We start from the raw sequence: 25,030 nt of genomic DNA on the forward strand, positions 1-25,030 counted from the left end.
TTATAGGGATTATCGGAAATTATCTTCATATATGAATCCGTTTAAAAATATTTATTGAAAAATATCCGAAAAACTTGGTGGAATAAAATAAAGGCCCCCTTCTGGATAAAAGAAAGCCTGCCTTTTTAGATCATTTTGATTAATGCCTCTTTACCGATCATTCCGGGATAGATGCCCTTTGCCTCTGCCTCCCACGTTACTGATTCCAGCGGTGCATCCAAAAGCTCTTCAATCGACTTTACTCCAGTGGCCCTGCCTGCAAGTATTTTACGATCACTTAATTTTTCATTTAGCAGCCCCACATCCAGCGCACCGCACATTATATACCCTTTTTCGGACGCCACTGCAAGCAGATTGGTTTTTGGAAGCCGGACAGAAATGGCTAAGAAAGTATGACTATCGAGTACTATTGGTATCATGTTAATCAAAATGGTTTCGCCCCTTTCTTCCTCATACAATATGAAAAAAAGGGCGAAACCGTGATTTTGCATTAGGCTTCTGTATTTATTTTTTTCAGCTTCCATACGAGGATATCCCGCAGGAATTCAGGCAAAAGGTACTCCTTGCGATTGGAGCGCTGGATACTCGGAAAGAAATGCCCAAATGTGAACATATCAGGTATGGCCAATTGATAGGACTTATCTGCGATCAGCTTCTCTCCATTTATCAAAATCGCCTTAACGATCCCGTTCTCGATCTCATCAAATTCAATTCGATCATAGTGCATGACTCCCATGATTTTCCCGCGGAAACCAAAGCCTTTCACCTGAAGCTGAGGCCATTCCTCATTCCTGGATTGCATGAGTATTTCTTTTAATTCATTCCCATTGACTTCAACGATACAGGGATTGATGGGATGCGGACAAATTCGGTGAATATCCCCTTTTGTGACTGGACCCTTCGGCAATCCATCAAGCAGGAGCCCGGCATTCAAAAAGGTACAATCAGCCTTACTCCATTCCCGTAGTGCCTCACCAAGAATTTTCGTAAGCGGGCTCACCTTGAACCAATCATTTTCCAGTGCTTCCGGCAGGTCCACCACGACTTCGTTCAGTGTTTCCCCGCCTGCCTTGTACATGGCCTCCAGCCATGAACGTTCACCCTCCAATTCCAAGAAATCATTGGTGTCATATAGAAGCGCAGTCTTCTTGGAAATCCGCTTATCCTGTTCGATGGTCATTTCGACTTGGCCAACGTAATACCCATATTTTCCGGCACCGCATAGGAGCACATCATTGACCAGCTTTCCTTGGTGGAGGATGTGGTGGGTATGTGCGCCAAGGATGACATCAATCTGCGGAAAGTCCGTGGCCATCCTTTCATCATCATGGATACCCAAATGTGAAAGGATGATGATGACATCAGCCTTGGTCTTGATTTCTTCAAGCTGTTTCTTTAATTCCTCGAATGGTTCAGTCAATTCCCAGTCCATCGCGGAGTAAAACTTTTGAAAAAAGGCAGTCAAGCCTATTAGCGCAATCCTCGTGCCCTTTGTCGTTGTATGTATCCAATATGGAAGCGCCCATTCCGGTCTTTCATGATTGCGGTAATAGATATTCGCAGCCAAGACCTTGAACCTTGCATCATTATATAAAGAATCCAACGCCTCATGAGGTAAAGTGATTCCTTCATTATTGCCGATGGTCACATATTGATAGCCCGCTTCATTCAGCAATTCAACATTTCCTTTACCCAAGGTGCCTTCAGTATGAGGATGCCAGCGATCCACATGATCACCTATATCGAATATGATCGCTTCTTCACCCGTTTCCTGATGAAGGTCCCTTCTTTCTTTAAGGAACTTATCGATACGAGGCCATTTCTCGAAATGACTATGAAGATCATTGGTGTGATATAAGTGAATGATTTCCGACATCATTTTTCCCTCCTCGCTTATCCAGTAATCCCTTGGTAAATAAGACGCAAACCAATGATTATCAGAACTATTTTCAACATATTCGTAAGCGATGCGCTCTTTATCCGGGTATTAATCCATGCTCCCAATTTCGCTCCGAACCATGCTCCTGGAATCAGGGCTAAAGCATATGGCCAATTTATATTCCCAAGTGAAATATGTGTGATCGAATTCGTGATGGAAGATAGAAATACCATGAACATGGAAGTTGCCACCGCCATATGAGGCGGGAAGAAGAAGAGCAGCATCATGACGGGAACCATCAAGGCACCGCCGCCTATTCCGAATAATCCAGAGCTGAATCCCACGACAAATGAGATCAATACCGCAAGTATCGGATGGTATCCATATGTAAACGCCTGCCCACGTTCATTTTTATACGTTTTGACGATTTTCCCTTTTCCAGGCTTGAAAACCATCGGCTTCAAGCGTTCTTTCACCAATAACACGATGGCCATGAATACCATGAACATTCCAAAATATAAGGAGAAGGCTTCGATATTCAGGCTTTTATTCACATAGGCACCAATTATGCCGCCAGGGGCACTGCCTAAAAAAAAGATGAACCCTGCCTTATAATCGACCACCTTATGCTTTACATACGCTAAAGTGGAGGATAAACCGGTGAAAATCATGATCACGGTAGAAACGCCTACCGCAACTTGCGGTGTCAGTTCATCGATTATATTCGTCGATGACCCTAAATACAAAAGGGAAGGCACAATGATGATGCCGCCCCCGAGACCGACAAGAGAGCCGATTGATCCCGCTATTAAGCCTACGCCCACCAATACTAACCAAACCATGTACAAAATCCGCCTTTACCGTGTTGTGAGCCGAGCGCTCCTTAACTAGCTTGTCTATCATCATTAATTATATAACTCCGCCTAAAACAAACCAAGCTGCTTTGGAGCAAGCCCCTCATATTCTATGTCAAGCAATTCAATCAATTGCTTGGCGTTACCTGCAGCGTCCCCGCCCGAGTTATTATTGAAAAGGACAAATATATCCTTGCATTGCTTTTCCAACAACCTGATCTTCGCCACCCAATCTGTCAATTCCCGATGATTATATTTGTATAAATACCTGACCTCACGCCAATTATCTCCAGCCTGCTTTTTCTGCCAGCCATGCACATTGCGGCCATGAAAGCGGATCAGCGTTTTATCTCGATCGGTGGAATGGAGGACGATAGGAACCGATCCTTCCCCAGCCTGCGGCTCATCACATATCGTATGAATCCAGCCTTCCTTTTCGATGAATTCCAAGGTTTGCTCGATCATGCCCGGTCTGTACCAGCTTTGATTCCGGAATTCCAACGCAACCGGCGTGTCGCCCATCTCTAGCTTGCACCAGCGTAAATAATCGACATTTTCCCGCTTACAGTCAAACCAAGGTGGAAATTGAAAGAGGACCATCGCGAGCTTGCCTGCCTTCTCATAAGCTTCCAGAGATTCACGAAAGGCTTTGAACATGTCCTTTTTACTTTCAAACGGGATTTCCCCGCGCTGATGTCCTGTCATCCCCTGATACGCTTTAACGACAAATTGAAAGGATGCAGGCGTCTCGGACACCCACTTTTCACTATTCCGCTTTGGCTGGACCGCATAAAATGAGGCATCTACCTCCACGACAGGAAAATGGGCCCCATACTCCTTCAATTTATCACGCTGGGACACACCTCCATCATACAAACGATCATGATCGCCCCAGCCAGTCACACCAACATAAATCATCTGTACCATCCCCTCTCATTGGACAGGCTTCCCATACTCTATTTTTACCCCTGTAAAGCACATTTAACCTTGGCGTAATGCCGCCCAGCCTTCACTTTACAATTGAAAGAACCTGCCAAGTCTCCCCGGCAGGCTTTCGTAGGAATGGTTATGCTCTCCATTGCCTGATAGGCATGACAACCGGTCATTCTCCGATGGTTAAGGCTTTAATGTCCCTATTTTTAAGTTCAATGATAATACTCTTTTCAGGTCGCATCAAGTTTTATGGATCGTTCTCCGGATTGCACAATTTAAAAATTAACATGCTTCATCCTAGCATATTGTATTTCACTAAATTTTCGAGATAGAATTGGAAATAATAATCATGTATATCTTCTTCAAACTCTGCCGTTCCATGGAACAACTTTGCTCCCACTATTAAAGAATTAAGATATCCATCCAGATAATCACATCTAGCTTTCACCTTACTTTCAGAAACATACTGTCCATCTTTACTTTCAAGAACAATATCGATTCTCCTGCCTTCATGTTCATCGATAATCATTTGATTATAATTTTGATCAAGCCAGTTTTTTTTCCTTTTACTTTTTTTAAGTGGATGGCGTCGATTGTCCTGCCGTTGTTCTTCATGAAATTTTAGTTCATGAGGCAGGAAGACTTTTTTCAACACTTCACTATCACAAATTTTGAGGCAAAGAAATATCTTCTCATACTCAAAATGCTCATCCCTTGGCAGATCAAGAATTTCCGCTTTACTGAATTCCTCTGCCTTGAACTTTCGCTTCACCCTAGTTACGATCTCTTCTTTATTAAAAACCAAACTTTGTTTCTTTTTTAAGTATTTCTTATAAATCTCCTCATAATTAAAATTCATAATATTCCCCCCTTTTATTTAACAGGTCCCCCATAAAAAGCATGAGCATTTGGCGTTTTTTTATAGGGATGCCAATGCCAATAATACCCTTTTCTAGGTTTATTATTTTTCTTATCCACTTCTGCAAAGGAATTAGGAAAATTGTTATAGTAACTATTATTATTTAGTAAAATTAACACTCCCTCTTACTTTTTTTAAGAAAAAACTAATATTCTAGTACTTTTAGTTTAAATTTATCAATACCAAACTGTAAATATTTAGTTTTTATGTATTGTATTATTATCATTCGTTATCTCTTTACCATCAATTAACAAACACAAAGAAGACGAACTCATAAAGTCCGTCTCCTTCACTTAAAGGTAATCTGAATCCGCACAAGATCGCACGCTTCAAAATCCTTGTATTTAATTTACCCGATGGAGCCTTCCATTTCGAACTTGATCAGACGGTTCATTTCGACCGCATATTCCATTGGAAGTTCTTTTGTAAATGGCTCGATGAAGCCCATTACGATCATTTCCGTTGCTTCTTGCTCAGAGATTCCGCGGCTCATCAAGTAGAACAATTGCTCTTCCGATACTTTGGAAACCTTCGCTTCGTGTTCAAGGGAAATGTTATCATTCAAGATTTCATTGTAAGGGATTGTATCAGATGTAGACTGATTATCCATGATTAGCGTATCACATTCAATATTTGAACGGGCTCCGTCCGCTTTACGTCCGAAGTGGACGATTCCGCGGTAGGTTACTTTTCCGCCTTGTTTGGATATTGATTTGGATACGATCGTTGATGAAGTATTAGGCGCAAGATGCGTCATTTTTGCTCCTGCATCTTGGTGCTGCCCTTTACCAGCGATTGCAATCGATAAAGTCATACCGCGAGCGCCTTCACCTTTTAAGATGACAGCAGGGTATTTCATCGTCAATTTGGAGCCGATGTTGCCATCGATCCATTCCATTGTAGCATTGGCATCACATACTGCACGTTTCGTCACTAGGTTGAACACATTGTTTGCCCAGTTTTGGATCGTCGTGTAACGGCAGTAGGCATCTTTTTTAATGACGATTTCAACGACCGCACTGTGAAGCGAGTTCGTCGTATAGACAGGAGCTGTACAGCCCTCTACATAGTGAACGGATGCGCCTTCATCTACAATGATCAATGTACGTTCGAATTGACCCATGTTTTCCGAGTTAATCCGGAAATAAGCTTGAAGCGGAGTATCCACTTTTATGCCTTTTGGTACATAGATGAAAGATCCGCCAGACCATACAGCTGAGTTCAATGCCGCGAACTTATTGTCAGTTGGAGGGATCGTTTTGCCGAAATGCTCACGGAAGATATCTTCATTTTCACGAAGTGCTGAGTCCGTATCTTTAAATACGATCCCCATCTCTTCCAATTCCTCTTTCATGCTGTGGTAAACCACTTCTGATTCATATTGAGCAGATACCCCTGCAAGATATTTCTGTTCCGCTTCAGGAATTCCCAATTTATCGAAAGTCTGCTTGATTTCATCAGGAACTTCATCCCAAGATTTCTCTGATTTCTCTGATGGCTTCACATAATATGTGATTTCATCAAAGTTCAGGCTATTCAAATCGCCGCCCCATTGCGGCATAGGCATATTGTAGAAATGCTTCAAGGATTTCAAGCGGAAATCAAGCATCCATTTCGGTTCATTTTTCATGCGTGAAATTTCTTCCACGATTTCTTCCGTAAGACCACGCTTTGAACGGAAGATGGAAACATCTTTATCCGCAAAGCCATATTTATAATCGCCAATATCAGGCATTTTCTTTGCCATAGCTCGTATTCCTCCATTTCAAATGGCTGAATTACAACAGCTCATTTTCCAGTTAATTAGTCCTTCAATCCCTTTTCCATCGCCTTCCAAGCTAAAGTGGCACACTTGATTCTGGCAGGGAATTTAGAAACACCTTGAAGGGCTTCAATGTCCCCAAGGTCTATCTCATCATCGTATTCTTTTCCTTGTATCATTAAAGAAAAAGTGTCGGACATGGCCAAAGCCGTATCTATATCTTTGCCCTTAATTGCTTGTGTCATCATGGAAGCTGAACTCATGGATATGGAACAGCCGTCACCATCGAATTTGACATCGCTGACTTTTCCATCTTCGATCTTCATCGTTAAACGGATTCGATCGCCGCAAGTTGGATTGTTCATATCGATCGTCATGCTTCCATCCTCAAGCATACCCTTATTACGTGGTTTCTTATAGTGATCCATGATGACCTGACGGTAAAGTGTATCTAAGTTCTCAAAAGACATTGCTGAAATACTCCTTCGTTTTAACAAGCCCGGATACAAGCTTATCAATATCTTCTTCCGTGTTATAGAGATAGAAGCTAGCCCTTGCTGTCGATGATACGTCTAGCCATTTCATTAATGGCTGGGCGCAATGATGACCGGCACGGACAGCTATTCCATCTGCATCAAGAACGGTGGCGACGTCATGTGGATGTACGTCATCAATATTGAAGGTCACTACGCCCGCACGCTTTTCTGCATCCTTTGGACCGTATATCGTCAAGCCTTCAACTGCAGACATTTTCTCGATCGCATATGCCGCCAGTTTGTGTTCATGACGTTCTATATGATCCAAGCCGATTTCTTCCAGAAAATCGATGGCAGCCCCAAGACCGATGGCACCGGTAATGATAGGTGTGCCGCCTTCGAATTTCCACGGGAGTTCTTTCCATGTAGACTCATGAAGCCCCACAAAATCGATCATTTCCCCGCCGAATTCGACCGGCTCCATTTTTTCAAGAAGTTCTTTTTTACCATATAATACGCCGATACCCGTAGGTCCGACCATCTTATGTCCTGAGAAGGCGAAGAAATCACAATCCAAATCGCGGACATCTACTTTTAAATGAGGTGTGCTTTGCGCCCCGTCGACAACCATTATCGCACCATGTTCATGGGCAATTTTCGCGATTTCCTTCACGGGATTGATAACGCCAAGTACATTCGAGACCTGCATGATGGAAACGATTTTCGTTGCATCGGTAATTGTGGCCCTTACATCATCAAGGGAAATCGTACCATCCTCCTGAAGTGGAAGATACTTCAGTACAGCGCCTTTTTCTTTTGCAAGCTGCTGCCACGGAATGATATTGCTATGGTGCTCCATGTAAGAGATGACGATTTCGTCTCCCTCTCTTACATTGGCTCCACCGTAGCTTCTTGCTACCGTATTTAAAGAGGTCGTCGTACCTCTCGTGAAGATGATTTCTTCTGTAGAAGAAGCGTTAATGAATTTACGCACCTTTTCACGTGCACCTTCATACGCATCCGTAGCTTTTGTCCCTAGTGTATGCACTCCGCGGTGAACATTCGAGTTGTAGCCGCGGTAATATTGCTCAATCGCTTCAATCACTGCAGCCGGTTTTTGAGAGGTTGCAGCACTATCCAAATAAACTAATGGCTGACCGTTGACTTCTTGATCTAATATTGGAAAAAGCTTACGAATTTCGTATGGGTTCATTACTGTACTTTCCTTTCAATGACCGCGACCAATTGCTTTTTAACTCCCTCAATAGGAAGCTGGTTGACAACAGGGGCCAAGAATCCGTGAATGACAAGCCGTTCGGCTTCTTTCTTCGTGATACCACGGCTCATTAGATAATACAGTTGAAGCGGATCGACACGACCGACTGAAGCGGCATGACCAGCCGTTACATCGTCTTCATCAATCAAAAGAATCGGATTGGCATCACCACGCGCTTTTTCGCTCAGCATAAGCACCCGTGATTCCTGCTCGGCATTGGACTTTGTAGCACCATGCTCTATTTTGCCGATTCCATTGAAAATCGTCGAAGCACTGTCCTTCACAACGCCATGCTTAAGGATTTGTCCATCGGAACGTTTGCCATAATGAATGATGGCAGTCGTGAAGTTTTGCTTTTGCTCTCCGCGTCCGACTACGACGGATTTAGTATCCCCATGTGAGCCATCGCCCATTAGGTATGTTATATTATCCGAAATGGTATTACCGTCATTCATAAGACCAAGCGCAAATTCAATATGTGCATCACGCCCCGCCACTCCACGGCGGTTAACATAGGTAGTAAAACCTTTTGATAACGTATCGACCGCTCCGTATTCCACCTTCGCATTTGCATTGGCAAATACTTCAGTTACGATATTGGCGATTCCTTCATTAGATTCAACATTCGAGAAATAGTTCTCCACATAGGTTACCGAGCTATTATCTTCGGCTACGATCAATACATGGTTGAAAAGTGTAGCATCTGGATTATCCAACAGGAATACCGATTGGATCGGCTCTTTGATTTCCACATTTTTCGGAACATAAAGGAATGCTCCCCCATTGACTAACGCAGCATGCAGTGCGGTTAGACGATGCTCATCTACTTTCACGCCGTCCTTCATGAAATATTTTTGCACGAGGTCAGAATGATCACGAGCAGCCGTAAAAATATCCGTGAAAATGACGCCTTGTTCCTTCAAGCTAGCTGACAGATTGATAAGTGCCGGCGTGTTATTACGTTGAATGTATAAGTTTCCATTTTCTTCGATGATGGACTTGATTTCTTCCGGAAGCTCTTCCAATGAAGCAAAAGCTTCACTTTGAACCGCATGAGTCTTGAATGAAGTAAAGTTCCATTTGTCGATTTTCGTTTTATCCGGCTTTGGCATCGGCAGCTTTTCCAATTCCGAAAAAGCTTGGATCCGAAGCTCAGAAAGCCAGGCTGGCTCATTATTTTTAGCTGAATAAGAGCTGATATCCTCTTGTTCAAACGGTAATTTGGTTTCTGTAGTCATTGCAAATCCTCCTACTTACGCTTCTTCGCCAACAGTTTCGTCTTCAATGCCCAATTCTTGTTTGATCCAATCATAGCCTTCCGCTTCCAAGCGGGCAGCAAGCTCTGGACCACCTGATTTCACGACGCGTCCTTGCATCATGACATGGACAAAATCAGGAGTGATGTAATTTAATAGACGTTGGTAGTGAGTGATGATCAAGCAGCCAAAGTCTTCTCCGCGCATCTCGTTGATTCCTTTAGAAACGACTTTAAGTGCATCGATATCAAGCCCTGAATCGATTTCATCCAAAATTGCAATTTTAGGCTGAATCATCATTAATTGAAGAATCTCATTGCGTTTTTTCTCTCCGCCGGAGAATCCTTCATTCAAGTAACGTTGAGCCATATCTTCATCCATTTCAAGGAATTCCATTTTTTGGTCCATCTGACGGATGAATTTCATCAATGAAATTTCGTCGCCTTCTTCACGGCGAGCGTTGATGGAAGAACGCAGGAAGTCAGCATTCGTAACACCGCTGATTTCACTTGGATATTGCATGGCAAGGAATAGCCCGACACGAGCACGCTCGTCGACTTCCATTTCCAATACATCTTCACCATCAAATGTGATGCTTCCGCTTGTTACTTCATATTTAGGGTGGCCCATGATTGCTGATGATAAAGTCGATTTACCAGTTCCGTTTGGTCCCATGATCGCGTGGATTTCCCCACCCTTAACTTCAAGGTTTACCCCTTTTAAAATCTCTTTACCCTCAATTGAAACGTGAAGATCTTTAACCGTTAATGTAGAAGCTGACATAATAATACCTCCGTGAACTAATTCCTATTTTATTACCAGAAAGCAAGGTGAACTTTCTCAACTATAAATTTCTCAAAAAACATTCTCACTTTATTCTCATTCCAATTTTATAACAAATCCAATTTAGAATCAACTAATATAGAAGGGTTTACACTTCTTGCGTGATGAAAACCTGTCCTATTATTAGGATACTAACAGTTATAGCCCATTTCCAGTAAATTAAGACTTTATTTAGCCTTTGTTAAAATAATCTTATTATTCGGTAAATCTCCATCATTACTAATATATGATCGCAAGGCTTGGTCGTAACCGGTGATCGTTACGCTTGGGACATAAAAAAATCGATCTGACAGGCATTATGTAAGTTACCAAATAAGGAAACCCTTATTTTCTGGACCACTTACCATTTTACCTCTACAGACCGATCTTTTAAAGAATTCTTTTTATATGCTTAGGCGTGAATTTTCCTTTGTAAGTCCTTGACCATTTTGTTGCATTTTTCGTGTTCCCTATCTCGTTCCTTCTCAACCTCGATCCGGAGGTCTAAGTTTCTACTGTACTCACTGTAGCCAATCCCATGTGAAGACTGCATCGCCTTTTCCATTTCGCTTGTTACATTCAAATCTAGAGTATTGATAGTGAACCATCCTTTCAAATTTGTGAATCAATTTATTGCCTTCTTCATTTGTTTACCCTTCCCTTTCATGATTAAACATAACAAGTTCATGAAGATAACATTTCCATTATCCAGATACCCAACGTTTTGGGGAATTTGTATATTGTCCGTTTCTTTTCACTGCAGGCACTCCCTTTCCGCGGGCGGTCGGGGAGACAGGATCGCATTCTCGTAAAACGCGAAAAATTGACAAGAAACCGGCTCAAATTTGGTGCAAATTCCAAACTCGCGAGTAAAAGCACGAAATTCGCGAGTAAAGTCGATAATTTCGCGAGTAAAAGTGACAAATTGGCGAGTAAAGTGGTTAATTTCGCGAGTAAACCTCTGAAATGGTGAAGGAAAGCAGTGGTTCGGTGAATCCCGGGTCATATTCGCGGAGTACGCAAGGAATGAAGAAGAAACGGCACCAATTGCGTGTGAAGGGGTATTTTTTATGAGATTCCGCCACAAATCCACTGAAATTAAAAAAAGGTTCCGGAATGATGAACTATACCCCGGATAACGGACACACATAAAAAAGTGTTCCTTATCCGGGTTTTTTTATGTTTCAATGGATGTAATGAGTATGGACGGAGGGTTTCTATGAGTAAGAATATATATACTGAATTTCAAATTAAAGAACTTGAAAAGAATCCAAATATCATTAGTGCTTCCGAGCGATCTATTTCCTATAGTCCTGAATTCAAGAAAAAATCTGTTAAAGAATATAAAAAGGGGAAAGCCCCCTCTCAAATTTTCATGGACCAGGGAATTAATCTCGAAATAGTTGGAAAGAAACAACCCATACGTTGTCTACAGCGCTGGCGTAGTACCTTTGAAAGGTTTGGTGAGGAAGGCTTCCTTACGGAACGGCGTGGAAAAGGAAGTACAGGACGTCCCACTTCCAAGCCACAGTCTGTAGAGGAACAACTTAGGAAGGCCGAGGCGAGAATTAAATTCCTTGAAGCAGAAAATGACTTCCTAAAAAAGCTGGAAGAGCTAGAAAGGCAGGCTTTGAAAAAGAAATAATTCTAACTTCTGCCGAGAAGTTCTATCTGATTGAAAGGACGATTAGAATACACCAATTAAAGAAGGCTGTTTCTTATCTATGCAAATTGGCTGGTGTAAGTCGAAGTGGTTACTATGATTGGGTAAAGGCAGCTCCTTACCGGGAGCTACGTGAAGAACAGGATGGATTAGATATAGAATTGATCAGAAATATTTTCATCAGTAAAAAGGAAAAAGTAGGCGCTCTCCAAATCAAAATGATTATGGAGAATGACTACTCTGCTGTAATGAATCATAAGAAAATCAGACGGTTGATGACAAAATATAATCTACTAGCGAAAATCAGAAGGGCGAACCCCTATAGGAAGATGGCCAAGGCAACCAAGGAGCACCTTACTTGTCCAAACCTTCTTAAACGTAAATTCAATCAGGAGGTGCCAGGGAAGGTCCTGCTTACTGACATTACCTATCTTTATTATGGGAAAGGCCAAAAAGCTTATTTATCATGCGTGAAGGATGCCGCCACAAAAGAAATCGTTACGTACCATTTATCTACTTCATTAGAAATGGATATTGTTTACGAGACCTTACATAAGCTAAAGCAGGCTGTGTGTCACGAATTCCATCCGAGTGTAATCCTTCATTCTGACCAGGGGTTCCATTACACCAATCCTCTATTTCAACGCAAAGTGAAGGAACTTGGGATAACCCAATCCATGTCCCGTAAGGGAAACTGTTGGGATAATGCGCCAATGGAAAGTTTTTTTGGCCACTTTAAGGATTTGGCAGAATATAAAACATGTACTAATTTAACGGATGTGAAGGAAGAAATTGATCGAGTTATTGAAGAATATAATGAACATCGATACCAATGGGGGTTAAAGAAAATGGCCCCGGTACAATACCGGGACCACTTATTAGCCATTTAGGCACTTTTTTATACTGTCCGTAAAATGGGGTACAGTTCATGAAATCATTCCGGAACCTTTTTGTTGGATCATTTATCCGCTGGTACAACCGCACCTTTGTATTCCTCAAGGATGAAGTCTTTAATTTCTTTTGAATGCAAAACTTCCACTAACGTCTTGATCGCTTTTTTATTTTCATCGCCTTTGTTAACAGCAATGACATTCACATATGGTGATTCGGAATCTTCAATCGCAATCGAATCTTTCAATGGATTCAAGCCGGCATCGATTGCATAGTTGGAGTTGATCAACACAGCATCACCTTCGCCGCTTTCATAGATTTTCGGAAGTAAGGCCGCTTCATATTCAGCATCGAATTTAAGGTTATTCTTATTTTCGATGATGTCTTTCGTTGTAGCTGTCGTTTTATCGATGCCTTCTTTCAACTTGATAAGGCCATTTTTTTCTAATAGAGATAAAGCACGGCCATGGTCAGCGACGGAGCTGCTTAAGATGATCGTTGCTCCTTTAGGAAGCTTATCGATGCTTTTATATTTTTTTGAATATAAGCCGATGGGCTCGATATGAATGGCGCCCGCATTGACGAAATCATATCCATTTTCTTTAATTGCCGACTCCAAGAAAGGCAAGTGTTGGAAATAGTTTGCATCCAATTCCTTATCATTCAACGCCTTATTCGGTAAAACGTAGTCTTGGAATGTTTTGATTTCCAAGTCGATGCCTTTTTCTTTAAGAATTGGCTTCGCTTGTTCAAGGATTTCTGCATGCGGAACATTGGATGCCCCTACGACCAATTTCTCGGTATCGCTGCCACTTTTTTTGTCCTTGTCGCTTCCGCAAGCTGCCAAAGCGATCGATAATACTAAAATTAACGCAAATCCTAAAAACTTCTTCATCTTATTCATCTCCCTTTATCTTTTGTCCAATTTGGATGTAATCACATCTCCAATAATCTGAATTATGAAGACGATAATTAGAATAACGATTGTCGCTACGAGTGTAACGTCATTTTGACTTCTTTGGTAACCTTCCAAATAGGCCAGATTCCCAAGCCCGCCGGCACCGATGACCCCTGCCATTGCGGTATAGCCGACTAATGCGATCGATGTTACCGTGATCCCTGAAACGAGGGCGGGCATCGACTCTGGAAGAAGGACCTTCCAAATGATCGTGCTCGTTTTGGCCCCCATCGATTTAGCGGCTTCGATTACGCCTTTATCGATTTCACGAAGGCCGATTTCCACCATACGTGCATAAAAGGGAGCTGCACCGATAATGAGCGCCGGCAGCGCCGCATTCACGCCGATCATGGAACCGACTAGCGCTTTGGTGAATGGAATGAGCAGGACGATCAAAATAATAAATGGAATCGATCGGAATATATTAACGAGAGCACTGATGATTCCGTTCACAACCCGGTTTTCCCACATATTCCCTTTAGCTGTCAAGAACAGGACCAAGCCCAATAGTATCCCGATAAAGAAAGTCGCCACTACAGAGATGCTAGTCATATACAATGTTTCTTTTGTTGCCTCAATCATTTTTTCCCAATCCATATTCGGCAATAATTCTTCAAGCATGAGTGATCACCTCCACGCCTACCTGCTGTGCTTTAACGAATTCGATTGCGCGGAGCATTTCATCCTCTGTGCCGTCAAGGTGAATGAACAATGTTCCATATGAGCCGCTTCTGGTTTGGGATATCTTACCTTGAACGATATTGACATCCAACTCGAAGTTACGTACGAGCTTGGTTATCAACGGGCTTTCCGCATGATCTCCTACAAAAGTCATTTGAATCACTTTACCTTCTGGAAAGCGTTCGAATAAATGGTCCATCGTTTCCTTCGTTTCTTCTGGCTCCGTCACCTGTTGCACGAAACGCTTCGTCATCTGTTCCTGAGGATCCCTGAACACATCGAGGACTGGACCTTGTTCAACGACCTGCCCGTTTTCCATTACAGCCACACGATGACAGATTTTCCGGATTACATGCATTTCATGTGTGATCAACACAATCGTTAACCCAAGCCGCTGATTGATATCAACGAGCAATTCGAGTATGGAATCCGTGGTCTGTGGGTCCAAAGCGGAAGTCGCTTCATCACACAGCAGTACTTTCGGATCGTTGGCAAGGGCCCTTGCGATACCAACCCTTTGCTTTTGCCCGCCGCTCAGTTGTGAAGGATATGCCTTCTCCCTGCCTTCCAGTCCGACCAATTTGATCAATTCGTTGACACGCTTCGTCCGTTCAGTTTTCGAAACCCCCGCAATTTCCAACGGAAAGGCTATATTCTCCTGAACGGTCCTGGACCACAACAGATTGAAGTGCTGGAATATCATGCTGATTTCCTGACGGGCCTTGCGAAGCTTAGCTCCTTTGATTTTGGAAATTTCCTTATCTGCTACGATAACGGATCCTTCAGTCGGTGTCTCCAAGCCATTGAGCATTCTGATCAAGGTACTTTTCCCTGCCCCGCTGTAGCCAATGATACCGAAAATCTCACCTTTATTTATTTCAACGTTTACGTTATTTACAGCCCTGATCGTATCGCTGCTTCCTTTTCCTGTCCGAAACAGCTTACTGACCTTCGTCAATGTAATCATTCTTGCTCACCTCTTTTATCCTATAAAACCTATGAACTTAGTTGCTTTCTCTACATAATCCAGCTTGCGTTTCTTTACCCATGCACATGCTTAGGGTTTCCTAAATTTAAAAATAAAAAAACCTTTCTGCATGAGCAGAAAGGCAGATAAAGAAACTGGCCTTCCTCTCATCTTCCAAAGTGTTTACACTTTGTGTGAATTGGCACCTTTCCAAGGAAAAACCTCCTTGTCGGTTGCCGGGCTTCATCGGGCACATCCCTCCACCTCTCTTGATAAGAGCTAATATATAGAATATTTCGTACATCATTACGTTCATTAGTATGGAGAAATTTTATCACAGATAAAAAAGGAGTGCAATGTATAATATTTCTAGAACAAAAAATATCAGGACTTTTTACTTAAATCGATTTGGATGCCAGTGAAACGATATCCGTCGCTTTTTCGATGGCCTGCTCTAAATCCTCTATTAAGTCTTCTACGTTTTCTATCCCGATGGATAGCCGGACTTGATCGGCACTCACCCCTGATTTTACCAGACCTGCATCATTCAGCTGTTGATGGGTGGTGCTGGCAGGATGGATGATTAAACTTTTCGCATCGCCGACATTCGCTACATGTGACCATAATTCGACTGAATTGATGAGCCTTGCCCCTGCTTCACGATCTCCCTGGATTCCGAAGGTCACGACGGCCCCCGCTCCTTTAGGCAAATATTTATCGGTAAGCGGCTTATCCGGGTGATCCTCATCAGCTGGATGTGATACCCATTTCACGGCAGGATGATTTTTCAAGTATTGAATGACGGTCTTCGTATTTGCAAGATGCTCCTTCATTCTGACATGCAGCGTTTCTAGGCCAAGCGTAAACTGGAAGGCACTTTGGGCACTTAGGGCAGGACCTAAATCACGAAGCAATTGCACCCTGGCTTTTGTAATGAAGGCCGCAGGACCAACTGCCTCGGCATATACCAAGCCATCGTAGCTTGGATCAGGCTCCGTAAAGCCAGGGAAGTTCGGCGAGTTCCAGTCGAATTTGCCTCCATCCACGATGACACCGCCTAATGTCGTTCCATTACCCAAGAGCCATTTCGTAGCGGAATGGATGACTATATCCGCTCCAAAATCTATCGGTCTGCAAAGGTAAGGTGTAGCAAAGGTGTTGTCGATGATCAAAGGTATGTGGGCTTCATGGGCGATTTTTGCCACTGCTTCGATATCGAGGACCCGCAAACTGGGATTTCCAATCGTTTCAGCGAAAATGGCCTTCGTTCTTGGCGTAATCGCCCTCCTAAAATTCTCAGGATCATCGGGAGATACGAACTTCACTTTAATTCCGTATTTAGGAAGGGTGTTTTCAAAAAGGTTATACGTGCCCCCATATAAGGTAGAGGCAGAGACGATTTCATCCCCTGCACCGGCAATATTGAGGATTGACAGGGAAATGGCAGCCATTCCGCTTGCAGTTGCCAATCCGCCGATACCGCCTTCCAATAACGCCATCCTCTCCTCGAAAACGCTGACCGTCGGATTATGGAGCCTAGTATATATATATCCCGTTTCCTTTAAACCAAATAAATTGGCTGCATGATCCGTATCTTTGAACAAGTATGCATTGCTTTGATAAATGGGAACGGCACGGGCTCCGGTTTCATCTGCTTGCAGCCCGCCATGAACACTCAATGTTTCGAAACGCAATTTTTTATCTGACATGTGCTTTCTCCTCTTCTTCTATGGATTTATTTGGAACAGCCTGGGAATGGTTCTTATCCTACACAAAAAAACCACTTCCACAAGAAGAGGCTTTCATACACACCTCATCTTCCAGAGTCAAAACTCTGCTGGAATTAGCACCGTATATATATGTATACCGGTTGCCGGGCTTCGTCGGGCCAGTCCCTCCGCCACTCTTGATAAGAACTATTTAATTTTGATCTTTTCTTGCAACAGTAATTTCTACATTCAAAATATAGCATTTTACGATTACCCAGTCAATAAATTGTTAGAATATTCTTTGTTTTTATTTCTTTTTTCGTTGAAAAAAATAAAGCCAAGAACCCAATCCGTTTCCGGTTGGGTTCCTAGCTAAGTTCCTTAAGCAAGCCATACAGATACGGAACGGATTGAAAGGCATATATTTTTTCATGAAGTTGTCCTCCCTTAAAGAGCAATAAACAGGGGACACTTTCGATTTCATATGTTTCGGCCATCCCTTGGACATAGTTCATATTCATTTTGCCTGCCATCATTTCCGGGAATAATTGCAAAGATATATCCAGCATCTTAGAGGCGACCTGACACGTGCCGCATAAGGGCGTATATAAATATAGGCAAAAGGTTTCCCCGTTTTCAATAGCTAGCTTGCACGTTTCCTCTTTCCACTCCTGCATCACTCAGTCTTTCACCCTTTAACTTAAAAATTTCATTTTTACATTCATGTTGGCAGATAGAAGTACAGTTGCAATATGATGTTCCGGCGAGCTTTCCACTTCTTTGTACATTTTATTAATGTAAAGGTGGTTCGCTTCCGGCATTTCCCTTCGAAATTGCTTTCGCAGCTTTTCTCCCGATTCATCTGCATCAAAGAGGAGATAAACATCCCGGTCCATCAATTCCTCCACCAATTCATCCAGTTTGGTTATTGAAATGGTCCCATTCGTACATCTTATTTCCACAACTTCATTCAAAACGGAGGCAACCTTTTTTCTGTCGGAGCTGCCTTCTACAATGATCACTTTATCATAATCGCCGCATTCCATGTCATCACTCCATTTCACGAATTGTGGACAACTGCCAGACACAAAAGGAAAAAGAGAGCAGACCGGTCAGCCTCCTCTCTCTTTCGTCTTACCCGTTGATCAAGCTTTCATATTCTTCCGCACTCATAAGCCCTTCAACATCACTGCTGTTCGTTGGTTCAACCACGATCATCCATGCTTTTTCAAAAGGAGATTCATTCACATACTCTGGGTTGTCACTTAAATCTTCGTTCACTTCGACAACCTTGCCGCTGATCGGAGCATACAGCTCAGAAACGGTCTTAACCGATTCAACACTTCCAAATGGCTCGTTGGCTTTGAGCTCGTCACCGACCTCCGGAAGCTCGACGAAAACGATGTCCCCAAGTTCCGATTGGGCAAAAGCCGTGATCCCGATGCGGACTGTTCCATCTTCGGTTTTGACCCATTCATGTTCTTTCGTGTAACGAAGTTCTTTTGGTGTTGTCGTCATTATTGATTCCCTCCATATGTACAGCTTGTATTTTCTATTACATTATAAAGTAGAAACATTATTTAAGTAAGGAATTAACCAAATTTTTGTATAATTTTAGTTCCAAACCTGTTCGAATTGCTCTTCTTTGAAGCCTACTGTCACCTTGGCCCCATCGGTAACGATCGGCCTTTTCAGAAGCATCCCGTCAGTCGCCAATATATCAAGCATCTCTGCTTCCGTAGCATCTTTCAGCTTATCCTTCAAGCCCAGCTCCCGATATTTTTGACCGCTAGTATTGAAAAACTTCTTCAGCTCTAATCCGCTGGTTTTATATAATTGTTCGATTTCAGTTCGAGAAGGCGGATTTTCCGCTATATGGATCGCTTCATATTGCAGTTCATGATGATCCAACCACTTCTTCGCATTACGGCATGTGCCGCATTTTGGGTACCAATATAATATTAAGCCCATCGTTTCACCACCTATCAATAGGATACCCGTTTTCTCCACGCAATACAACGAAATGTCTTTGAATTCGACCGGTTTTGAACAAAGGAAATAAAGGGAATGCCCATTGCGGACATTCCCTTCATTGAACCAGTTCAAAAGGCTTATAACGCGTATTTCTCCATTTCAATCACCTTCACGGAAGCTTCACGTTTTTTCGCGATTACATTGATCGGGTTGTGCCTCGTCAATTTGCGAAGCGAAGAAAGCATGATGCGAAGTGTATCACCTGTTTCCACGGCAATTAACGTTTCCTTGGCATGCTGTTCAATTTCATTGAATGCTTCTTGGACGAAAATTTCAGTGTAAAGCACCTTTTGTTTGTTCTTATCCAAACCAGTGGCTGCGATCGCTTTTTCCGTACGTAATACGACAGACTCTGCAGCATATGCAAGGGATACGATGTCCGCAATGTTGGAAAGAATTTCTTGCTCTTGGTCAAGACGTTTGCCATACTTCTGCGCAGCAAGGCCCGCTGCTAAAATACCGATTTTCTTGGCATTCCTGACGAGCATTTTTTCCTGTGCCAACGGCTCATCACCAGGCTCTTCAGGCATCATCATCATCAATTCCTCCTGAAGTCCTTGAGCCTTTTGAAGAAGAGGCAGTTCACCTTTAAGCGCCTTCTTCAGGAATGTCCCCGGAACAAGCAGGCGATTGATTTCATTTGTGCCTTCAAAGATGCGGTTAATGCGTGAATCTCGATAAGCTTTTTCAATTTCATACTCCTGCATGAAACCATAGCCTCCATGAAGCTGTACGCCTTCGTCCGTTACGTAATCCAATACTTCAGAAGCGAAGAATTTATTCAATGAACACTCGATCGCATACTCTGCAACCGCAGCCGCCATTGATTTGCCATCTTTCACTTGCTCATCCGTCAGCTTGCTTTGTCTTTGATCATAAAGACCGACAGTACGGTACACAGAGCTTTCCGCTGCATAAATCTTGGCGGCCATCGTCGCAAGCTTCTCCTTCGTCAAGTTAAAATCGGAAATTTTCGTTTTGAATTGTTGGCGTTGATTTGTATAGGCAGCAGTAATTTCAAGAGCACGCTTAGATCCGCCGACTGCCCCTACACCCAATTTATACCGGCCAATATTCAAGATATTAAAAGCGATGACATGCCCTTTTCCTGCCACACCCAAAAGGTTTTCGACAGGAACAAAAACGTCTTCAAGAATCAAAGTGCGTGTAGATGAGCTCTTGATGCCCATTTTCTTCTCTTCCGCACCAGTGGATACACCCTTATACTCACGCTCTACAATGAAGGCGGAGAATTGTTCGCCATCGATTTTGGCGTATACAACGAAAACATCTGCAAAGCCTGCATTGGTGATCCATTGTTTTTCACCATTTAAAATATAGTGTGTGCCTTCGGCATTCAATTTCGCCGTCGTTTTCGCTCCTAAAGCATCAGATCCCGAGCTTGGTTCCGTTAAAGCATAAGCGGCAATTTTTTCACCAGTTGCCAATAATGGCAGATATTTTTTCTTTTGCTCCTCATTACCGAATAATACGATTGGCAGTGATCCAATCCCTACGTGTGCACCATGCGTGATGCCGAAGCCGCCTGAAAGAGCCATTTTTTCGGTAATTAACGCAGAACTGATTTTATCAAGCCCCAGCCCGCTATATTCCTCGGGAACGTCAGCACCCAGTAAACCAATTTCGCCTGCATCCTTCAGTAATTTTACCGAACGGTCGAATTCATGGTTTTCTATATGTTCAACTTGCGGCAAAATTTCATTCAAAACGAAATCTTCAGTGGTTTTGGCAATCATTTTATGCTCATCCGTGTAATCTTCAGGTGTGAATACTTGATCAAAAGTAATATCTTCTACTAAAAAAGCTCCACCTTTAATGAGGTTATCTGTTGTTTGATTGGACATATTTTCTCCCCCTAAATGATTAATGATCAGTGAACCCGCCGGAAGCGGCCGATGGCTTCCGGAAGGATGGAATTACGCTAATAATTCAAAGACTCCAGCAGCACCCATTCCGCCGCCGATACACATTGTCACGACTCCGAACTGTTGGTTTCTGCGCTTCATTTCATGTAATAGGCTTAATGTCAATTTAGCTCCCGAACAGCCAAGCGGATGACCTAAGGCAATCGCACCGCCATTCACATTGACTATCTCTTCATTCAATCCCAGCTCACGAATGATCTGGATGGATTGAGAAGCAAAAGCTTCATTCAATTCAAATAAACCAATGTCGGATAACTCCAGACCTGCCAGTTTCAAAGCTTTCGGAATGGCAGCGATTGGACCGATCCCCATAATTTCAGGCGGTACTCCTGCCACTGCAAAGGAACGGAACTTACCAATCGGCTTCATTCCCAATGAAGATGCCTTTTCCCCATCCATGACCATGACCGCGGCCGCTCCATCACTCGTTTGTGATGAGTTCCCTGCTGTGACGGATCCGGTAACGGAGAATGCAGGTCTTAGTTTTTTGAGTACGTCCGTCGTCGTTCCTGCACGCACGCCCTCATCTTGTGCGAATGTGAATGACTTTTCCTTTAATTTCAGATCAGGTCCAACCGACCGAAGGGTTACATCAACCGGTACGATTTCATCGGAGAACTTTCCTTCGGCAATGGCCTTTGCCGCCCTCTGGTGGCTTCTTACAGCAAAAGCATCTTGATCATCGCGGGAGATGCCATATTTCTTCGCAACCGCTTCAGCCGTGTGGCCCATTCCCATATAATATTCCGGTGCTGACTCGGCAAGCTGCGCATTCGGTCGCGTTACATGGCCCATCATCGGTACAAGGCTCATCGACTCCGCACCGCCGGCAATGACTGTATCGCTTTGACCGAGCATGATTCTCTCCGCTCCATATGCAATGCTTTGGAGCCCGCTTGAACAGTAACGATTGATGGTTATCGCTGGTACTGTATAAGGCAATCCTGCCAATGCGCCGATGTTGCGTGCCATGTTCAGACCTTGCTCCGCCTCAGGCATCGCACAGCCGATAATCAGATCATCGATCGTTCCTTCATAATTTCCTGCGCGCTTTAACGTTTCCTTTACAACTAGAGCACCTAGATCATCCGGACGAACATTAGCAAGAGAACCTTTCTTCGCTCTTCCTACCGGAGTCCTTGCTCCAGCAACTATTACCGCTTCTTTCATGATGATCCCCCTTACTCATTTTTAAGCTATCGATCCATTAAGCTTCGTTTTTGTTTCTTCATCCACTACTGCCATTGATCAGTTGCGAAGTGGTTTCCCTTTAATGAGCATGTGCTGCATCCTTGCTTGAGATTTCGGAGTCGATATCAGTTTCAGGAACGCTTGCTTCTCAAGGTTCAAAATATACTGTTCATCCACTTCCGTACCAAATGGAAGTTTGCCGCCGGCGAGGACGTATGCAAGCTCTTTTGCTATGACAAGATCATGCTCGGATAAAAATCCGGAAAGCCGCATCGATTCCGCTCCCAATAGAAGTGCTGCGTATCCCGTTTCACCCACGACAGGAATCTTCGTGCGTACCGGGGCCGTATACCCTTGTTCATGCATGGAAATTACAGCCTGCTTCGCATCATATAGCTGATGGTCTGCATTCACGCTGATACCATCGGATGCATTAAGGAAATTGTTTCCGCGTGCTTCTTCAGCGGATGTCGATACCTTTGCCATCGCCACCGTTTCAAAAACTTGGTTGGCCACTTTCTGCAAGTCGAAGTCCACACCCTTTGGCATATTCTTCAATGTTTTCACGTAAAGCTCTTTCGTTCCGCCTCCGCCTGGAATCAATCCGACACCCGCTTCGACAAGACCCATATATGTTTCTGTCGTCGCCTGGATGCGTGCAGCAGGAAGGGAAACTTCAGCACCACCGCCAAGTGTCATATTGAATGGAGCCACGACTACAGGTACGGCACTGTATTTAATCTTCAGCATGGCCTTTTGGAATTGGCTGATGACCATATCTAGTTCATAAATATTGTCATCTTGCGCCTCCATCAGCATCATCGCAATATTGGCGCCTACACAGAAGTTTTTGCCTTGGTTTCCAATGACCAAGCCTTTGAAGTTCGCTTCCGCTTCATCGACAGCCGCATTGATCATTTGCATGATATCAAGACCGATTGCATTGTTCGGTGAAGTGAATTCCAGAAGAGCCACTCCATCGCCGATATCGATCAGGCTTGCACCACTGTTTTTCTTGATTACGCCCTTTTGCTTTTTGATCGCTTTAAGATTGATCACTTTAGGATTTTCGACAAGCTCTTTATATTCACCATTATTGTAGTAATGGACTACCCCATTTTCTTCTTTATAGAAGGAAGTGATTCCCTTATCAAGCATATCCTTCACCCATTGCGGAACGATGACACCTTCGGATTCCAGCCTGGCAACCGATTTCTCTACACCGATGGCATCCCATGTTTCAAAAGGACCTGTGGACCATCCGAAGCCCCATTTCATCGCTTGATCGATCGCCACGATGTCATCGGCAATGTCGCCAAGCAATTGGGCGGAATATACAAGCACTGGATTCAGTACGTTCCAAAGTAATTGGCCGGCACGGTCATCACTATAAACAAGCGCTTTCATTTTGTTTGCCAAGCCCTTGGACTGCTTAGCCATTTCAATGGAAGGCGTTTTTAGTTTCTTTCGTGCTTCATATTCAAGCGTTTCGGGATTCAACTCAAGGATTTCCTTGCCCTTTTTCAAGAAGAAGCCTTGGCCTGACTTGCTTCCAAGCCATCCCCTCTCCAGCATGTCGTTCATGAAAGCAGGAATGCTGAAAACTTCTTTTTCTTCCCCATCCACTTGGTCATATACGTTTTTCGCGACATGTGCAAAAGTATCCAAGCCGACTACATCGAGTGTCCGGAAAGTCGCGCTAGTCGCCCTTCCGATCAACGGTCCTGTTACAGAATCGACCTCGCCAACACTGTAGCCTCCCTTTTGCATTTCCCGGAGAGTGACCAACAAGCCGTATGTGCCAATCCGGTTTGCGATGAAGTTTGGTGTATCCTTGGCTTCGACGACTCCTTTTCCAAGTACATCCTCGCCAAATTGTTTCATATATTCAAGCACTTCCGGTGATGTAGCTTTAGTAGGTATGATCTCCAGCAATTTCAGATAGCGTGGTGGATTGAAGAAATGCGTTCCAAGGAAATGCTTTTGAAAATCCTCTGAACGTCCTTCTTTCATCGCCTCGATGGAAATTCCGGATGTATTAGACGAAATGATGCTACCAGGCTTACGGTGCTGATCAACCTGGGCAAAGACACTTTTCTTCACTTCCAGTTTCTCGACGACCACTTCGATGACCCAATCGACATCCTTTAAACGGCTTATATCATCTTCCAGGTTTCCCGCCTCGATCAACGCAAGGTTTGCCTTTGCCGATAGCGGTGCCGGCTTTTGTTTTAAAAGCTTAGTAATCGCAGTTTGACTGATGCGATTGCGTACTTGTTTATCTGCTAATGTTAGCCCTTTTTTCTTTTCATCCCCTGTAAGTTCACGAGGTACAATATCCAATAATAAAGTCGGAATGCCGATGTTAGCAAGGTGTGCAGCAATCCCTGATCCCATAACTCCTGACCCTAGAACAGCAGCCTTTCGTATTTGTCGAACCAAGTTTATATCCCCCTTACGCGATGTATTGAATGAATGCTCATTCATTTTTAATCCAAAAAAATTTGAATATTTTTTCTTATTACTAATATAGAATATATTTGGAAATTCCGCAATGATTAAACAGGAAAAAAATATTTTTTTATCCAGCTTCCTTTGGTTATTTCTTCACGGTTCAGTAGAAAATAACGAGCAGGAGGTGACCTACAAAATGAAACGTAAAGATAATCCTTCCAAAGCGGCTGTAAGTGCAGCGAGTGTCAAAGGCAATGCCGGCCCTGGCGGCGAACGTCAACATGGAATCAATAAAGTGAACAGCCAGAACAATCAATTCAAAAAATAATCGCCCTTCACGGCAGCCGGCCCACATCCGG

23 protein-coding genes and 2 riboswitches are annotated in these 25,030 nt (G+C 43.3%); of the genes, 2 read left to right on the top strand and 21 right to left on the bottom strand.

Going from position 1 to position 25,030, the window contains the following annotated elements:
- Positions 1–125: 125 nt before the first annotated feature.
- From ABE28_RS21700 to sufC, 10 genes are all read right to left on the bottom strand, one after another.
- Positions 126–428: a YunC family protein gene (locus ABE28_RS21700; RefSeq protein WP_064461731.1), complete on the bottom strand. Its 303-nt coding sequence runs from the start codon at positions 426–428 to the stop codon at positions 126–128.
- A gap of 62 nt (positions 429–490) precedes the next feature.
- Complete coding sequence (locus tag ABE28_RS21705; RefSeq protein WP_306807307.1) at positions 491–1,879, bottom strand: bifunctional metallophosphatase/5'-nucleotidase; 1,389 nt, start codon at positions 1,877–1,879, stop codon at positions 491–493.
- A 14-nt stretch (positions 1,880–1,893) separates the two neighbouring features.
- Entirely contained in the window at positions 1,894–2,721 is an 828-nt protein-coding gene (locus tag ABE28_RS21710) for a sulfite exporter TauE/SafE family protein (RefSeq protein WP_064461711.1), read from the bottom strand.
- An 81-nt stretch (positions 2,722–2,802) separates the two neighbouring features.
- Positions 2,803–3,651, bottom strand: coding sequence for a DUF72 domain-containing protein (locus tag ABE28_RS21715; RefSeq protein ID WP_064461713.1), 849 nt, complete (start codon positions 3,649–3,651; stop codon positions 2,803–2,805).
- Between the two features lie 307 nt (positions 3,652–3,958).
- Positions 3,959–4,525, bottom strand: a complete 567-nt coding sequence (locus ABE28_RS21720; protein ID WP_064461715.1) for a hypothetical protein — start codon at positions 4,523–4,525, stop codon at positions 3,959–3,961.
- A gap of 409 nt (positions 4,526–4,934) precedes the next feature.
- Positions 4,935–6,332 (bottom strand): Fe-S cluster assembly protein SufB, encoded by a 1,398-nt coding sequence (gene sufB / locus ABE28_RS21725; RefSeq protein WP_064461717.1) that lies wholly within the window; start codon positions 6,330–6,332, stop codon positions 4,935–4,937.
- A gap of 56 nt (positions 6,333–6,388) precedes the next feature.
- Positions 6,389–6,817, bottom strand: coding sequence for a Fe-S cluster assembly sulfur transfer protein SufU (gene sufU / locus ABE28_RS21730; RefSeq protein WP_064461719.1), 429 nt, complete (start codon positions 6,815–6,817; stop codon positions 6,389–6,391).
- Positions 6,807–8,036: a cysteine desulfurase gene (locus ABE28_RS21735; protein WP_064461721.1), complete on the bottom strand. Its 1,230-nt coding sequence runs from the start codon at positions 8,034–8,036 to the stop codon at positions 6,807–6,809. The genes sufU and ABE28_RS21735 overlap by 11 nt, the downstream gene beginning before the upstream one ends.
- Positions 8,036–9,337 (bottom strand): Fe-S cluster assembly protein SufD, encoded by a 1,302-nt coding sequence (gene sufD, locus ABE28_RS21740; protein WP_064461722.1) that lies wholly within the window; start codon positions 9,335–9,337, stop codon positions 8,036–8,038. The genes ABE28_RS21735 and sufD overlap by 1 nt, the downstream gene beginning before the upstream one ends.
- 15 nt (positions 9,338–9,352) lie before the next feature.
- Positions 9,353–10,138 carry a Fe-S cluster assembly ATPase SufC gene (gene sufC, locus ABE28_RS21745; RefSeq protein ID WP_034310141.1) on the bottom strand — a complete coding sequence of 262 codons (786 nt, stop codon included), beginning with the start codon at positions 10,136–10,138 and terminating at the stop codon, positions 9,353–9,355.
- Between the two features lie 1,258 nt (positions 10,139–11,396).
- Between sufC and ABE28_RS24730 the strand changes: the two genes are divergently transcribed.
- Positions 11,397–12,730 (top strand): IS3 family transposase gene (locus ABE28_RS24730; protein WP_156775877.1). Its coding sequence is split into 2 segments (ribosomal slippage): positions 11,397–11,769 and positions 11,769–12,730, totalling 1,335 coding nucleotides; the frame shifts between segments, so codons are not numbered across the junction.
- A gap of 68 nt (positions 12,731–12,798) precedes the next feature.
- Here ABE28_RS24730 and ABE28_RS21765 read toward each other — a convergent pair.
- The 11 genes from ABE28_RS21765 to ABE28_RS21815 all read right to left on the bottom strand — a co-directional run bounded on the left by ABE28_RS21765 (position 12,799) and on the right by ABE28_RS21815 (position 24,659).
- Positions 12,799–13,626 carry a MetQ/NlpA family ABC transporter substrate-binding protein gene (locus ABE28_RS21765; RefSeq protein ID WP_064467293.1) on the bottom strand — a complete coding sequence of 276 codons (828 nt, stop codon included), beginning with the start codon at positions 13,624–13,626 and terminating at the stop codon, positions 12,799–12,801.
- A gap of 15 nt (positions 13,627–13,641) precedes the next feature.
- Positions 13,642–14,310 carry a methionine ABC transporter permease gene (locus tag ABE28_RS21770; RefSeq protein WP_064467292.1) on the bottom strand — a complete coding sequence of 223 codons (669 nt, stop codon included), beginning with the start codon at positions 14,308–14,310 and terminating at the stop codon, positions 13,642–13,644.
- Entirely contained in the window at positions 14,303–15,337 is a 1,035-nt protein-coding gene (locus ABE28_RS21775) for a methionine ABC transporter ATP-binding protein (protein ID WP_064467291.1), read from the bottom strand. The genes ABE28_RS21770 and ABE28_RS21775 overlap by 8 nt, the downstream gene beginning before the upstream one ends.
- A 164-nt stretch (positions 15,338–15,501) precedes the next feature.
- Positions 15,502–15,616: riboswitch (SAM riboswitch) on the bottom strand.
- A gap of 119 nt (positions 15,617–15,735) precedes the next feature.
- Positions 15,736–17,046, bottom strand: coding sequence for an O-acetylhomoserine aminocarboxypropyltransferase/cysteine synthase family protein (locus tag ABE28_RS21780; RefSeq protein WP_180319972.1), 1,311 nt, complete (start codon positions 17,044–17,046; stop codon positions 15,736–15,738).
- Positions 17,047–17,147: 101 nt separating this feature from the next.
- Positions 17,148–17,253, bottom strand: a riboswitch (SAM riboswitch).
- Between the two features lie 161 nt (positions 17,254–17,414).
- Positions 17,415–17,723: a thioredoxin family protein gene (locus ABE28_RS21785; protein ID WP_064467328.1), complete on the bottom strand. Its 309-nt coding sequence runs from the start codon at positions 17,721–17,723 to the stop codon at positions 17,415–17,417.
- An 18-nt stretch (positions 17,724–17,741) separates the two neighbouring features.
- A complete protein-coding gene (locus ABE28_RS21790; protein ID WP_064467290.1) occupies positions 17,742–18,092 on the bottom strand; it encodes a toprim domain-containing protein in 351 nt (116 codons plus the stop codon).
- A gap of 88 nt (positions 18,093–18,180) precedes the next feature.
- Positions 18,181–18,564, bottom strand: a complete 384-nt coding sequence (gcvH, locus tag ABE28_RS21795; protein ID WP_064467289.1) for a glycine cleavage system protein GcvH — start codon at positions 18,562–18,564, stop codon at positions 18,181–18,183.
- A 96-nt stretch (positions 18,565–18,660) separates the two neighbouring features.
- Positions 18,661–19,017, bottom strand: coding sequence for an arsenate reductase family protein (locus ABE28_RS21800; RefSeq protein ID WP_064467327.1), 357 nt, complete (start codon positions 19,015–19,017; stop codon positions 18,661–18,663).
- Positions 19,018–19,157: 140 nt separating this feature from the next.
- On the bottom strand, positions 19,158–20,945 hold the full coding sequence (locus tag ABE28_RS21805; RefSeq protein WP_064467288.1) for an acyl-CoA dehydrogenase family protein: 1,788 nt from the start codon (positions 20,943–20,945) through the stop codon (positions 19,158–19,160).
- Positions 20,946–21,017: 72 nt separating this feature from the next.
- Positions 21,018–22,196, bottom strand: a complete 1,179-nt coding sequence (locus ABE28_RS21810; protein ID WP_064467287.1) for an acetyl-CoA C-acetyltransferase — start codon at positions 22,194–22,196, stop codon at positions 21,018–21,020.
- A gap of 78 nt (positions 22,197–22,274) precedes the next feature.
- Positions 22,275–24,659: a 3-hydroxyacyl-CoA dehydrogenase/enoyl-CoA hydratase family protein gene (locus tag ABE28_RS21815; protein ID WP_064467286.1), complete on the bottom strand. Its 2,385-nt coding sequence runs from the start codon at positions 24,657–24,659 to the stop codon at positions 22,275–22,277.
- Between the two features lie 208 nt (positions 24,660–24,867).
- Here ABE28_RS21815 and ABE28_RS24735 point away from each other — a divergent pair, with 208 nt between their 5' ends.
- Entirely contained in the window at positions 24,868–24,999 is a 132-nt protein-coding gene (locus tag ABE28_RS24735; protein WP_083232278.1) for a YuzL family protein, read from the top strand.
- Positions 25,000–25,030 lie beyond the last annotated feature (31 nt).

This window comes from Peribacillus muralis, assembly GCF_001645685.2.
Classification (GTDB): Bacteria; Bacillota; Bacilli; order Bacillales; family DSM-1321; genus Peribacillus; species Peribacillus muralis_A.

What these genes read in the sequence shown, in the direction of transcription:
- ABE28_RS24735 (WP_083232278.1), top strand. Translation starts at nt 24,868, where the DNA reads ATGAAACGTAAAGATAATCCTTCCAAAGCGGCTGTAAGTGCAGCGAGT.
- ABE28_RS21780 (WP_180319972.1), bottom strand. Translation starts at nt 17,046, where the DNA reads ATGTCAGATAAAAAATTGCGTTTCGAAACATTGAGTGTTCATGGCGGG.
- sufU (WP_064461719.1), bottom strand. Translation starts at nt 6,817, where the DNA reads ATGTCTTTTGAGAACTTAGATACACTTTACCGTCAGGTCATCATGGAT.
- ABE28_RS21785 (WP_064467328.1), bottom strand. Translation starts at nt 17,723, where the DNA reads ATGCAGGAGTGGAAAGAGGAAACGTGCAAGCTAGCTATTGAAAACGGG.
- gcvH (WP_064467289.1), bottom strand. Translation starts at nt 18,564, where the DNA reads ATGACGACAACACCAAAAGAACTTCGTTACACGAAAGAACATGAATGG.
- ABE28_RS21805 (WP_064467288.1), bottom strand. Translation starts at nt 20,945, where the DNA reads ATGTCCAATCAAACAACAGATAACCTCATTAAAGGTGGAGCTTTTTTA.
- sufC (WP_034310141.1), bottom strand. Translation starts at nt 10,138, where the DNA reads ATGTCAGCTTCTACATTAACGGTTAAAGATCTTCACGTTTCAATTGAG.
- sufD (WP_064461722.1), bottom strand. Translation starts at nt 9,337, where the DNA reads ATGACTACAGAAACCAAATTACCGTTTGAACAAGAGGATATCAGCTCT.
- ABE28_RS21770 (WP_064467292.1), bottom strand. Translation starts at nt 14,310, where the DNA reads ATGCTTGAAGAATTATTGCCGAATATGGATTGGGAAAAAATGATTGAG.
- ABE28_RS21735 (WP_064461721.1), bottom strand. Translation starts at nt 8,036, where the DNA reads ATGAACCCATACGAAATTCGTAAGCTTTTTCCAATATTAGATCAAGAA.
- ABE28_RS21800 (WP_064467327.1), bottom strand. Translation starts at nt 19,017, where the DNA reads ATGGGCTTAATATTATATTGGTACCCAAAATGCGGCACATGCCGTAAT.
- ABE28_RS21715 (WP_064461713.1), bottom strand. Translation starts at nt 3,651, where the DNA reads ATGATTTATGTTGGTGTGACTGGCTGGGGCGATCATGATCGTTTGTAT.
- ABE28_RS21765 (WP_064467293.1), bottom strand. Translation starts at nt 13,626, where the DNA reads ATGAAGAAGTTTTTAGGATTTGCGTTAATTTTAGTATTATCGATCGCT.
- ABE28_RS21705 (WP_306807307.1), bottom strand. Translation starts at nt 1,879, where the DNA reads ATGATGTCGGAAATCATTCACTTATATCACACCAATGATCTTCATAGT.
- ABE28_RS21710 (WP_064461711.1), bottom strand. Translation starts at nt 2,721, where the DNA reads ATGGTTTGGTTAGTATTGGTGGGCGTAGGCTTAATAGCGGGATCAATC.
- ABE28_RS21775 (WP_064467291.1), bottom strand. Translation starts at nt 15,337, where the DNA reads ATGATTACATTGACGAAGGTCAGTAAGCTGTTTCGGACAGGAAAAGGA.
- sufB (WP_064461717.1), bottom strand. Translation starts at nt 6,332, where the DNA reads ATGGCAAAGAAAATGCCTGATATTGGCGATTATAAATATGGCTTTGCG.
- ABE28_RS21810 (WP_064467287.1), bottom strand. Translation starts at nt 22,196, where the DNA reads ATGAAAGAAGCGGTAATAGTTGCTGGAGCAAGGACTCCGGTAGGAAGA.
- ABE28_RS21790 (WP_064467290.1), bottom strand. Translation starts at nt 18,092, where the DNA reads ATGGAATGCGGCGATTATGATAAAGTGATCATTGTAGAAGGCAGCTCC.
- ABE28_RS21720 (WP_064461715.1), bottom strand. Translation starts at nt 4,525, where the DNA reads ATGAATTTTAATTATGAGGAGATTTATAAGAAATACTTAAAAAAGAAA.